The sequence below is a fragment of the Clostridium sp. UBA4548 genome (assembly GCF_002387895.1).
Lineage (GTDB): Bacteria > Bacillota > Clostridia > Clostridiales > Clostridiaceae > Clostridium_J.
Genome location: NZ_DGLI01000022.1, coordinates 1 through 12,499 on the forward strand (window position 1 = coordinate 1; position 12,499 = coordinate 12,499).

10 protein-coding genes are annotated in these 12,499 nt (G+C 31.8%); 1 reads left to right on the forward strand and 9 read right to left on the reverse strand.

Features of this window, described 5'->3' with window-relative positions; translation table 11 throughout:
- Positions 1 to 47: 47 nt before the first annotated feature.
- Complete coding sequence (locus B3040_RS08110) at positions 48 to 3,302, reverse strand: DEAD/DEAH box helicase (RefSeq protein WP_291572040.1); 3,255 nt, start codon at positions 3,300 to 3,302, stop codon at positions 48 to 50.
- Between the two features lie 483 nt (positions 3,303 to 3,785).
- Here B3040_RS08110 and B3040_RS08115 point away from each other — a divergent pair, with 483 nt between their 5' ends.
- Complete coding sequence (locus tag B3040_RS08115) at positions 3,786 to 4,364, forward strand: hypothetical protein (RefSeq protein ID WP_291572042.1); 579 nt, start codon at positions 3,786 to 3,788, stop codon at positions 4,362 to 4,364.
- A gap of 90 nt (positions 4,365 to 4,454) precedes the next feature.
- Here the strand turns inward: B3040_RS08115 and B3040_RS08120 are convergent, their stop codons facing one another.
- From B3040_RS08120 to B3040_RS08155, 8 genes are all read right to left on the reverse strand, one after another.
- The gene (locus B3040_RS08120) at positions 4,455 to 5,180 is read right to left on the reverse strand and encodes a class I SAM-dependent methyltransferase (protein WP_291572044.1); all 726 of its coding nucleotides are present in this window, start codon (positions 5,178 to 5,180) and stop codon (positions 4,455 to 4,457) included.
- A gap of 117 nt (positions 5,181 to 5,297) precedes the next feature.
- The gene (locus B3040_RS08125; protein ID WP_291572056.1) at positions 5,298 to 5,513 is read right to left on the reverse strand and encodes a 4Fe-4S dicluster domain-containing protein; all 216 of its coding nucleotides are present in this window, start codon (positions 5,511 to 5,513) and stop codon (positions 5,298 to 5,300) included.
- A 14-nt stretch (positions 5,514 to 5,527) separates the two neighbouring features.
- The gene (gene hgcA / locus B3040_RS08130) at positions 5,528 to 6,676 is read right to left on the reverse strand and encodes a mercury methylation corrinoid protein HgcA (RefSeq protein ID WP_291572047.1); all 1,149 of its coding nucleotides are present in this window, start codon (positions 6,674 to 6,676) and stop codon (positions 5,528 to 5,530) included.
- Positions 6,677 to 6,745: 69 nt separating this feature from the next.
- Positions 6,746 to 7,483 carry a tRNA pseudouridine(38-40) synthase TruA gene (gene truA / locus B3040_RS08135; protein WP_291572059.1) on the reverse strand — a complete coding sequence of 246 codons (738 nt, stop codon included), beginning with the start codon at positions 7,481 to 7,483 and terminating at the stop codon, positions 6,746 to 6,748.
- A 176-nt stretch (positions 7,484 to 7,659) separates the two neighbouring features.
- Positions 7,660 to 7,905, reverse strand: a complete 246-nt coding sequence (locus tag B3040_RS08140) for a (2Fe-2S) ferredoxin domain-containing protein (RefSeq protein ID WP_017416927.1) — start codon at positions 7,903 to 7,905, stop codon at positions 7,660 to 7,662.
- Positions 7,906 to 7,910: 5 nt separating this feature from the next.
- Positions 7,911 to 9,599, reverse strand: coding sequence for a [FeFe] hydrogenase, group A (locus B3040_RS08145; RefSeq protein WP_291572050.1), 1,689 nt, complete (start codon positions 9,597 to 9,599; stop codon positions 7,911 to 7,913).
- Between the two features lie 4 nt (positions 9,600 to 9,603).
- A complete protein-coding gene (gene nuoF / locus B3040_RS08150) occupies positions 9,604 to 11,478 on the reverse strand; it encodes an NADH-quinone oxidoreductase subunit NuoF (protein WP_291572052.1) in 1,875 nt (624 codons plus the stop codon).
- Between the two features lies 1 nt (position 11,479).
- Positions 11,480 to 11,956: a complex I 24 kDa subunit family protein gene (locus B3040_RS08155; protein WP_291572054.1), complete on the reverse strand. Its 477-nt coding sequence runs from the start codon at positions 11,954 to 11,956 to the stop codon at positions 11,480 to 11,482.
- Positions 11,957 to 12,499 lie beyond the last annotated feature (543 nt).

Below are 12,499 nucleotides of genomic sequence, written 5' to 3' on the forward strand. Positions count from 1 at the left end.
GGTATTCGTTACACAATAAAAGCATAGCCCTTTAATGGCTATGCTTCTTATTTGCTTTGTACTCGGAATAACTCTAATATCTCTTCTTCACTTAAAGCAGAAAATCCTTCTCCATTTGAAAACTCATCTCCCATAAGTTCAGATATTAGTTTTTTCTTTTCCTCCTGAAGTTTAAGAATTTTTTCCTCAATAGTACCTTTTGCTATGATTTTTATCACCTCTACCACATTGTCTTGTCCTATTCTATGTGCTCTATCCGTGGCTTGGTCTTCTACAGCAGGATTCCACCAAGGATCAAAATGAATTACTATATCTGCCGAGGTTAAATTTAGACCTGTACCTCCAGCCTTTAAACTTATAAGAAATACAGAATTTTCTCCATCATTAAAGTTTTTCACCATATCCATTCTTTTCTCTAAGGGCACTGCGCCATCTAAATAGCTATAAGTTATACCTTCGCTAGATATCCTTGACCCAATATTTTTTAATACGGAGGTGAATTGTGAAAACACCAGTACTCTATGTCCTTCCCCTATACTCTTGTGAAGTAATTCAACCAAGGCCTCTATCTTTCCACTTTGTCCAGTATAATCACTCATCAGTACTTTGGGGTCAAGACAGATTTGTCTTAATTTAGTAATGTATGAAAGTATCTCAATTTTACTAGTTTCAAATTCTTCATTTCTTACTTTCTTTTCAATTAATTCCACAGCATATCTAGCATAAACTTTATAAATTTTCTTTTGCTCTTCATTTAAATTAACCCTAATGGTTTTCTCTATCTTTACAGGCAATTCTTTAATAACATCACTTTTTCTTCGTCTTAGTATGAAGGGATTAACTAGTTTTCTTAGTTCTTCTAAAATCTCTGGTCCTTCTTTAAGCTTTTTATGATATCTCACACTAAATCTCTTTTCATCATATAAGTAACCAGGCATTATAAAATCGAATATAGACCATAATTCCATAAGGGAATTTTCAATTGGTGTCCCCGTAAGTGCAAATCTGTTTTTACCTTTGATTTCCTTAACAGCAATGGCATTTTGAGAATTGGCATTTTTTATATTTTGAGCTTCATCTAATATAACATTATAAAATTCTATTTTATTATAGGAATGTAAATCCCTCTTTAAAAGATTATAGCTAGTTATAGCAACATCAAACTGTTCTAAGTTTTTAATTATCAGCTCTCTTTCACCTTTTGTTCCACTTATAGCAACAACTTTGCAGTTAGGAGCGAATTTTTCAAACTCCTCCATCCAATTGTACACCAAGGATGTTGGTGTAATAATTAAAGCTTTAGTTTTTTTACAAGAGGCCACGTATGCAATGGTTTGAAAAGTTTTCCCTAGCCCCATTTCATCCCCTAGAATTCCCCCAAACCCTAAGTATTCTAAAGTCTTGAACCAATTATATCCTACCTTTTGGTAATCTCTTAAGGTACCCTTTAAGTCTGTAACTTCCTTAAACTCTAACTTATCTATTTTTTTTATTTTCTCTGTTATTTCCTTTAACTTTGATTTTCCTTTTATATATCTAATAGAATTTTCTTCTAAATAAGTTTCCAAATAAAGTGCCTTATTTTTAGTAATCTCTAATTTATTGTTCTCTATATTATTTTCAGATAAGCAATCTAACAACTTTAAAAACTTATTCATTTCTAATTCTTCTAAGTCTAAGTATTCTCCAGTTTTTAATTTGTAATATTTAAGGTTATCTCTAAAAGCCCTAAGAATTTTAGTAGTTTCTTTAGAGTCCACATTTCCAATTTGAAAATCCATCTCAAAGTAGTTATACTTTCCTGAGCTTATAGCTGCTTTTATTCCTTTTGTTCCAATTGCTTTTATACCTTTAAAGTTTTCAGAATAGTAAACCTCTCCTATTTCTTGAAGCTTATGCACCTCACTTTTAAAAAAGTTGAATATGAAATCTTCTCCCCTTCTAAAATAAAACTTTCCTCTTATCTCCTCAAATCCTAGCCTTCTAATAGTTCCAATAACTTGTGCTTCGCTTTTATGATCTCTATATATTACTTTTTCTGTAAAGTCTTCTAATATATTAAACTCATAGGTTTCATATTTAACCTTCAAAGTTAAGGTGATATCCTTTCGTTGCTGATCAAAATAAAATTTAAAACAACAACTCCCCATGACTATTTTATCTCTTACAGACTTTGCTAAAGTAACTTTAGGTGATAACATATTAAGATTTGGAATTAGTTTTCTTAAGATGGTATCCTCCTCTGCCATATCAATAGATATTACCTTATCATCACTCAATACTTGAAGGTAAGGTTTAATTTTATAACAAAACTCATAATTAGGAAGATATATTGTAGTTCCATAAAGAAAAGCATCATCATTTATGCCTAAGACCTTAGGCATACCTCCTGGAGATTTAAGAACATAGTTAGTCTTCATTGTTTTTATATCAAAATCTATAAAGGGGGCCTCTAATAGAATTTCAGTTTCCGTAGTTCTGCTGAAAAAACCTTCATTTAAATAAACCCTGTGCATTTTTATTGTGTGGAAAAATTCTCTTACTAGATAGTTAGGAATATTAATGTACTTACCTTCCACTACAGGTTTTCTATCTCTATTTCCATATTTACCGTTTCCTTCAATGGTTTTTAGCATTTTAATAAAATCTATAAGCTTCTTATCCTTTGGGCTAAGTTTATGGTTATCCCTATAGAAGTTAAAATTTTTACTATAAGTCACTGGGAAACTGTTATCGCAAGCTAATAAAAACTGATTAATATCTCTCATTACATATAACTCGCTAGAACCAATAGATTTTAAGCCCACTTTAAACTCAGCTGTTAGTTCATCATCCCATTGACTTTTATTTATGTAAACTTCTATTTTAATCTCTTCTTTGTCCTCCTCATCCCCTAAAAGCATAGACAATATATTTCCTTTATGCTTATAAGCAAGGCTCTTTGTCTCTTCTTCATGGCTCAATAAAGGATGTTTAACTAAATCGTCTATAGCGCTAAAGAAGGTGGCAACTAGATGTTTACAACAATAATTACTACCTTTATATACATTTTTCTCAAAATCAGCACAAGTACAACCTGTTGATATAAAACTCTTACGTCTTCCATTCATCTCAATTTTTGTACTATACTCATTAAAAAGATTTTCTGAAATCACATTACCAGTTATACAAATTAAATCTTCATCTGCAATAATATCTACTGATGAAACTAGCTCATTATTAAGGATTCTTTGACCTTTTATATGATTTTTCCCACTAGTTTCTTCAGTAAATATTTGTAATAACATATCTTCTGTTACCATACACTCTCCTTAATAAACCACCAAAATTTTAACATATCATTTTATGTATTGTGTAAAAACCTCATTATCATTTAGATTAAATCTTTATAAAAACCCAATACTATTGTTATAGTTTTATTTAGTTCTGTTTTTATTAAACTATGTAAATTTGTTCGAAATTTTAAATGTAGCTCAACTTAACCCTATAAGTCGCATTAGATTATTTTTCATTTATTTGGTTTCTAATTCTTTTATTATACCATACTGAAACAACTGTTAATCAAAGAAAAATTTTAATTCTATATATCCATAACCAAATTTACACTTTATTAATTTTACAGAATTTATGACAATTTATCCGCAGTTTATACATATATATAATTTACAAATTTTACATAAACCTCTTTTATGTAAAATTCTTTAATTTTGTTATTGTTTTTTGTGAAATTTATGCTATACTAAGCTTGTGAAATAAAATACATATTTTTTAGGGGGACTTAAAACATGAAAGCAAAAGCTATTTTATTATCTATAGTAATGGCTACTACAGTACTTGTTGGATGTGGAGCTAAAGAAGAAGCTAAAACACCAGCACCAGCTACTCAACAAACTCAACCTGCAGCTACTGATAAGAAAGCTGACGTAGTAACAACAGCTTCAATAGTAAAGGAAACTGAAGCATTTGAAAAAGCTTTAGGAAAAGAAGGGACTTGGATTATCGCTTCATTAAACGATATCACTTCAACTAAAGATTTAGTATTAGATGGCGAATTCAAGAATGGTAAAAAAGATAAAGATGGTAAAGATGTTATTCAAAGAAAAATAGCTCTTTACACTCAAGATGCTGACAAAAAAGTAACAGCTAGATTTACTTTAACAGCTCCAAAATTAACTATAAAGAGCCCAAATGCTAGAATCCAAAGCGGAACTTTCAAGGGTGATCTTTATGTTGAAACTAAAGATTTCCAATTAGTAGATGCTAAAGTTGAAGGAAATGTTTACTTTGCAAATGAAGAAGCAAAAGCTGGCTTCAAAATGGATGCTACTTCTTCAATAAGCGGAAAACAAGAAATAAAAAAATAATATAGCTTATTAAGACAAGCTATAAAGATAAAAAAGCAGCTAAATTATTTAATTAATAACTTAGCTGCTTTTTATTTGTTAATTTTCTTATTATGATGCAACAATAACTAAAGCATAGGAATCATCTTTGTTGAATTTGTTCCCCTTAAAATCTCCATATAGGCTAACTTCTTTAAAGCCAGCAACATTTAAAAGCTTTATCAGGTCTTCAGATAACAATGGATACAATGGAATTTCATTTTCTAGGTTCTGTCCTTCTACTTGTAGAATAGTTTTAAATAAAACTTTATTTAAATTTTCATCATATTTATAGATACGTTGAAAGGTTAATCCCACTTCCTGGTTTTCTATGGTAGGAAGTGAAGTAATATTTTGAGATAGCACTCTGTCGTAATTAATTATTTGAATTACAAGTTTTCCGCTTTTTCTTAACATGGCTTTCATATCTTTTAAAAAGCTTTGAATTTCCTTTTCCCTATCTAAATGAACCAAAGAATTTCCTATACAAAAAGCTAAATCATACTGAGACTTTATGTTATCACTTAATTCTAACATATTTTCGCAGAATGCATTTATTTGCAAGTTTCCTTCAACTGCTTTATTTTTTAGCTCTTCTATCATCTTTTCATCTAAATCCACTGCTGTTAGCTTGTGACCTAGTTTTGCTAATTCTATAGAATATCCACCAGTTCCACAAGCAATGTCCAATACATCCTTCGGTGGTTCCCCAATAAATTTACTTAAAAACTTAATTTGTGCCTTCCCAGTAGGGAAAATATAATCATAATACTTTGATATTTCTTCATAAAATTTCATTATACCTTCTCCTTTTATACTTCATTTTGCATATAAAAACTAATAAACTATCTAATATTAACAACAGTTAGAATTTTTCCCACTACCAGTGAGAATGCCTTTAACAACCGCCATAACTCATCCTACTCCTTGAGAAACAGAAATAGCTTTAGGCTCACAATTATTCATACATCCACCGCACTCTATGCAATTATCTTTGTTTACTATTATTGCTTTTTTATTTTCTATAGCAAATACATTGTGGGGACATACCGTAACACAGAGTCCACAGCCTACGCACTTTTCAATATCAAGTTTAAGGGTTACTACATTTTTAATATATTTTTGCTTCATCACATCAATCCCCCTCACACTAAGCTTATAATCATAAGAATCACACCTATTATGGAAAAAGCGATGCATGCCGGAAGTGCCCACAAAGTTTCCTTTACCACCCCTGAGAAAGACGTATAGGTTGTACTTCCTGTGAAATTTAAGCATATATTAGTAACTAACGCTATGGTAATTAAACTATACCCAAGGAAGTACATATTATTCTGTATCATAAAATTATAGCTCATACTACTGAGTACCCCTAAAAAAAACAAAGACAACACAAAACCTTTTAATGCAAAAGATTTAAAAGGAATAACTGGTAGTGCAATAGGGAAAATCATAGCAGCAACTACTGTAGCTAGAAGCATTGGAATGCTCTGAATTATAGTAATTTTTATTAGTTCTCCAATTCCCAAAGATACAGTGCCTCCAATAACATTCATTAGTAGAATTATTACTAAAGCAACAAAGTAATACTTAATATTCTGTACAAAACTTAAAGGTGTAAGCTTCGCCCTATCACTAATAGTAAATTTCACATTTCTCATTTCCTTCGATGCTTTGAACTTATTCTTAATATAATCTTCAATATCCTCGCTTCTTATTGGTCCAAATATCCCTCTAAAACCCGTTTCCTTTTTTAACTTTGAAACATCTACTCCAGATGCGCCTAACTGAGGAAGTATTAATACCCTGTGGTTAACTAGTGACTCTAACTTTACTTTTCTTATTCTTCTGATAAGTTCCTCCGTACCAAAGGTTCCCTTCCCCGAGGCACACCATACATTAACTCCATTAGTTTCAAGAATTAAAAGCCAACAATCTACGTTCCTTAAATCTTTTCTTAATATATCAAAGGTAAGTTTATAATTACAGGATACTATTACAAGGGAGCTAGGTTTTGGGTTTCCTATAGCATATATCCCTGGTTTTATCATATAATTGTTCCTCTTATACCCCCACATAACCCCAAAATGTTCCAGCTTATCTTTATATAGAAGTTCGCTACTTATAGAACTTATGCTTCCTATTGGAGTATCTAAATATTCAGCAGTAATTGGTGTTATATCTCTATAGAATTCTTCATTAACATCTTGACCGCTTTTAATCATTAAGTCCATCCTGGACGTTATTTCCTTAGGTGTTCAGCAAGCCTTATCCATTAATTTATCCTTTTCCATAGTCTTTCTCCTCTTATCTAATTTTGATAAACTTAAAAACTTAGTTTATATTATAACTTTATAAAATTTTTAATATCTAACCTCTTTTAAACATAGACCCTTTCCTTGTGCAATTGGACCCTTTTCTGGTCTTTTCTTATTATTTAATACTCTTTCCACATCCTTTATTTTTAGTTCTCCTATTCCAACTTGTAAAAGGTATCCAATAATAATATTTGCCATATTCCATAGGAAATCATTTGCATTTGTTTCTATCTCTACTATACCATGATTTTCACGTATATCTATGTAATTAATAGTTTTAACAGTAGACTTTGAGTTGGGTTTTAATGTTGTGAAGCTTTGAAAATCCTTTGTTCCCACTAAAAACTCTGATGCATTTCTCATTGCTTCTAAATCAAGTTTTTCATCAATATGATAACAATATTTTCTATCAAACACACTTCTAAATCTTTTATTATTAATTGTATATGTATAAGTTAAAGATTTTTTATTATATCTAGCATGAAATCTTTCATCTACCTCTTCAATATCTTTTACCACAATGTCCTCTGGCAAAAATTCATATAAATAATCTAGCATAGCATTTACACTGTATCTACAATTAGTACGAAAATTAGCTATATAGTTTTCTGCATGTACGCCTATTTCAGTTTTTCCACAACCTATTAATTCAATTTTCTCTTCTGCCATTTTTGACAAAACATTTTCTAATTTGCTTTGTATGGTTAAGTCATTATCCTTTAGTTTTTGCCACCCTTTATATTTACTTCCATCAAATTCAATTACCATTCTTAAGTTTCTCATATTAACCACCTTTAATTTATTGTATTCTTTATCACTTAATTTTACCATTAATACTTCAATCATACCTATGCTACCTAAGATAAGCAATAGAAATTATTTTAATCAAATCGGAAAGTTAAAAAGACTGCCCACAATATAATTGTGAACAGTCCTACATACTTAAATAAAAATTCTCACTATAACTTTGCTATTACTTCTGTTTCAAAAAACTTTCTAGCACTAAGCCCTGAAACACTATGAACTTCACCATCATCTATTTTTACAGATACACCATTAGTACAGTTTCCTAGGCAGAATACTGCCTCAACCTTAACTTTTTCTGAAAGCTTGTGTTCTTCAATGGCTTGTTGAAAAGTATTTATAACATTGTAAGAGCCTTTAATATGGCAGGATGTTCCCACGCAAATACGTAGAGTTACCACAAAATCTACTCCCTTCCTTTATAGTGTACGTGTAATAAATCATGAACTCTTCCTTTTAATAATCCTGAGTATAAAGAAATCATTACTGGATTTTCCTCAGAACGTTTTATACTACTCATTCTATCAGCTTCATATAATCCCGCACCACGTTTAGCTTTTCCTTCATTCATTGTAAACGGTTGTCCTGCACCAGAAACGCATCCACCAGGACATGCCATAACTTCTACGAAATCATAATGTGCTTCTCCAGCTTTAATTTTTTGTACTAAATCCTCTGCATTTTTAAGTCCACTTACCACTGCAATTTTTAATTCACGGCCTTCAACTGTGATACTAGCTTCCTTAAGTCCTTCCATTCCTCTTACACCATTAAATGCAATGCTACGTAATGTAGGAGTAGATTTATCATCCATTACTCTGCGAATAACTGCCTCTGTAACTCCACCCGTTACTCCGAAGATAACTCCAGCTCCACTGCTAACTCCAAATGGCATATCAACAGCTTCTGGTTCAACCTCAGAGAATATTATTCCAGATTCTTTGATCATTTGAATAAGTTCTTGAGTAGTTATTACATAATCAACATAAGGAACACCGTCTTCCTTAAATTCATTTCTTTGAGCTTCAAACTTTTTAGCTGTACATGGCATAATTGCTACCACTACAACTTTTTTGCTTGAATGTTTATAGTGCTCTTTTAAAACAGACGAGAACATTTGCATTGGTGAGCGGCAGGTTGAAATATTAGTTAATAAATCTGGGTGAGTATTTTCTGCATAGCTTACCCAAGCTGGACAGCAAGATGTGAATAATGGTAACTTTTCATTTTTCTCAAGTCTTGCTAGGAATTCTCCTGTTTCTTCTAACACTGTAAGATCAGCACCTGTAGATGTGTCAAATACTGCATTAAAGCCCATTTTCCTAAGTGCTCCAACGATTTTACCCATTACATTTTCTCCATCTTTGCAGCCTAGTTCCTTGCTTATTCCAACTCTTACTGCTGGAGCAATTTGTACAACTACCTTTGTATCTTTATCACTTAGCTCTTTCCATAATTTTGAAGTGTCATTTTTAATTACAAGAGCACCTGTTGGACATACCGCAGCACATTGTCCACAGCCAACACAATTGGATTCTGCTAATGGTTCATCATATGCTGTACTAACAGTCATTTCTGAACCTCTTCCAACGAAATCAATAGCTCCAACGTTTTGTACTTCATCGCACATTCTTACACAGTCACCACATAGTATGCACTTACTTTGATCTCTTACTATGCTTACTGAAGATTTGTCTAATGCTGGTTCTTCAGAAGTATTGTTGAATCTTATTTCTTTAATTCCAAAACGTTGTGCTAGATCTTGAAGCTTACAATAACCATTCTTTTCACAAGTTGTACAATCTCTACAATGGTGTGAAAGAAGTAGCTCAAGAATCATTTTTCTATATTTTCTTAGTCTTGGAGTGTTTGTATATACTTCCATACCAGCTTTAGGCGGTGTAGAACAAGCAGCTTCAATTTCTCCCCACTTGTTTTCTACCATACACATACGGCATGCTCCATAAACTGAAAGCTCTGAATAGTAGCAGAAAGTAGGTAAATCAATCCCTGCTTTTCTTACTAATTCAAGTACATTTTTTTCTCCATTTATCTCAACAGGCATGTTGTCTATAAGCATAAACTGTCCGTTCATTCTGTTAATCCTCCTTTATAGCTTTGAAAGCACAAGATTCAATACAAGCACCACATTTAATACACTTATCTTTATCTATCACAAATGGTTCTTTAACTTTACCTGAAATTGCACCTACAGGACATAGTCTTGAACACTTAGTACATCCTTTACAAGCATCTCTTTCAATGTAAATAGTTTTAAGCTTTTGACAAGTTTTTGATGGGCATTTCTTATCCACAATATGAGTTATATACTCCTCACGGAAGTTTTTAATAGTACTTACTACTGGGAATGCAGCTGTTTTTCCAAGTCCACATAGAGCTGTTGAAGAAATTGTATCTGCAAGTTCTAATAACATATCAATATCCTCTAAAACCCCTTGACCTGCTACAATTCTCTCTAGAATTTCAAGCATTCTCTTTGTGCCTTCACGACATGGAACACATTTTCCACAAGATTCATTTTGTGTAAAGTTCATAAAGAATCTTGCTACTTCTACCATGCAAGTATGCTCATCCATAACAACAAGACCACCTGAACCTATCATAGCCCCAGCTTTTTTAAGAGAATCAAAATCTAGTGGTAAATCTAAATGCTCTTTTGTAAGACATCCACCTGATGGACCTCCTATTTGTACAGCCTTAAATTCTGTGCCTCCACGCATTCCTCCACCAATATCAAAAATTATCTCTCTTAATGTTGTACCCATTGGTACTTCAATAAGCCCAGTATTTTCAATGTTTCCAGTTAATGCAAAGGCTTTTGTTCCTGGACTCTTTTCTGGCCCAATTCCTCTATACCACTCTGCTCCATTTATAATTACTGATGGAACGTTAGCAAAGGTTTCTACATTGTTAAGTACTGTTGGTTTCCCAAATAAACCTTGTTCAACAGTTCTTGGTGGTTTAACCCTTGGCATACCTCTTTTCCCTTCTATAGAAGCTGTAAGAGCACTTCCCTCACCACACACAAAGGCACCAGCACCTCTATTAATCTTTAAATCAAAACTAAAGTTAGTTCCAAGTATATTTTCTCCAAGTATTCCATATTCTCTTGCTTGCTTAATTGCATTATTAAGTCTGCTAACTGCAAGTGGATACTCAGCACGAACATAAATATAACCTTCTTGTGCACCACAAGCTATACCAGCAATCATCATTCCTTCAATTACTCTATGTGGGTCACCTTCCATGATACTTCTATCCATGAAAGCACCTGGGTCACCTTCATCTCCATTACATACTACATACTTAATCTTTTCTTGTTGACGTTTAACTTGAGACCACTTACGACCTGCTAAGAAGCCGCCACCTCCACGTCCTCTTAAGTTTGATTCCTCTATTTGTTTAACAATTTCATCTGATTCCATTTCAAACAAAGCTTTTTCAAGCGCCTTATAACCACCTACTGCTAGATACTCTTCTATAGAAGTAGCATCAATATGTCCACAATGTTCTAAAGCAAGTCTAGTTTGCTTTTTATAGAAAGGAATTTCCTCTTGCTTCCTATGTATTTCTCCATCTTTTCTATAAGCAAGTCTTTCAACACACTCATTATTCATTATAGTTTTTTCTATAATCTCTTCACAATCTTCTGGTTTTACTTTTATATATAAATATCCCCAAGGTTCAATTCTTACAAGAGGACCCATTTCACAAAATCCGTGACACCCGCTCTTTTTCATTCCTACTGATTCATCATGAGGCTCTTTTTCAAGACTTACGTCACATTTTATACCTTTTTCATTCATTATTCTTAAAAATTCATCATATATATCTAAGGCACCACCAGCTACACAACCTGTACCTGCACATATAAGAATTTTCTTAGTTTGCATTTTTAAACTGTTACTATATAAATTTGAAAGATCAATTAATTCTTGTTTGTTGCGAAGCATTTTATTTTACCTCCTTTAAAGTTTTTAGAAGTTCTGCAACTTTTTCTGGAGTCATAGCAGGATGAACTTTTTCATTAACTGTTATAACTGGAGCAAGTCCACAAGCACCAAGACAAGAAACCGTTTCCACAGTAAACATCAAGTCGTCAGTAGTTGTTTTTTCCTCTGAAAGACAAAGCTCTTTTCTTAACTTATCTAATATTGGAATAGACTTTCTTACGTGACATGCCGTTCCATCACACACTTTTATTACATATTCGCCTCTTGGTTCAAGTGAAAAGTTTTCATAAAAAGTAGCTACGCTATAAATCTTAGCTCTACTAATATGAAGCTTTTCTGAAAGATATGCGAATACTTCCTTTGGTAAATATCTATATGCTTCTTGAGTATCTTGTAATATTGCAATTATACTGCTTGCTTTATAATCATGATCTTCTAATATTCTGTCTAAGGCACTATAATCAAATGTCTTATTCATTATTTTCCCCCCTGAAATATTGTTAAATTATTATCACAAATTTATATTATAATATACTCCTCAACATTGCAATAGTGAAAATATTCACAAGTTTACAAAAACAAGTTTATATTTTTACAATTTTATCATTTTTGATTTTTAATTATTTTTTTCCTTCAACAACTAAAATCAAATGATTTTTTTATAATTCACTATTCAATCTAAATAAATTATAGAGCCTTCTATGGTTTTAAAAATTAATAATTATCCCATTTTTACTAGAGTTTATAAATATAAATACACTTTTCATTGTATTTATATTTATAAAATCAGAAATACTATTAGTGAGCATCTATTATCCACCTCCAAGAATATTGAAATAATTGCAAGTAATCCATCCATACCTTGCTAAAAATTTAACTATTTGTTCATTAATATTTTGAAGGTAATCCTACTAAATTTATCTCTTGTTTTTATAAACTTATCATGAATTTTTAATGTACTTTTCATTCCCAACACAAATCCACTAAACATTTTTATGGCTAAATTATCGCTAACAAAAAC

What these genes read in the sequence shown, in the direction of transcription:
- B3040_RS08110 (WP_291572040.1), bottom strand. Translation starts at nt 3,302, where the DNA reads ATGGTAACAGAAGATATGTTATTACAAATATTTACTGAAGAAACTAGT.
- B3040_RS08115 (WP_291572042.1), top strand. Translation starts at nt 3,786, where the DNA reads ATGAAAGCAAAAGCTATTTTATTATCTATAGTAATGGCTACTACAGTA.
- B3040_RS08120 (WP_291572044.1), bottom strand. Translation starts at nt 5,180, where the DNA reads ATGAAATTTTATGAAGAAATATCAAAGTATTATGATTATATTTTCCCT.
- B3040_RS08125 (WP_291572056.1), bottom strand. Translation starts at nt 5,513, where the DNA reads ATGAAGCAAAAATATATTAAAAATGTAGTAACCCTTAAACTTGATATT.
- truA (WP_291572059.1), bottom strand. Translation starts at nt 7,483, where the DNA reads ATGAGAAACTTAAGAATGGTAATTGAATTTGATGGAAGTAAATATAAA.
- B3040_RS08145 (WP_291572050.1), bottom strand. Translation starts at nt 9,599, where the DNA reads ATGAACGGACAGTTTATGCTTATAGACAACATGCCTGTTGAGATAAAT.
- nuoF (WP_291572052.1), bottom strand. Translation starts at nt 11,478, where the DNA reads ATGCTTCGCAACAAACAAGAATTAATTGATCTTTCAAATTTATATAGT.
- B3040_RS08155 (WP_291572054.1), bottom strand. Translation starts at nt 11,956, where the DNA reads ATGAATAAGACATTTGATTATAGTGCCTTAGACAGAATATTAGAAGAT.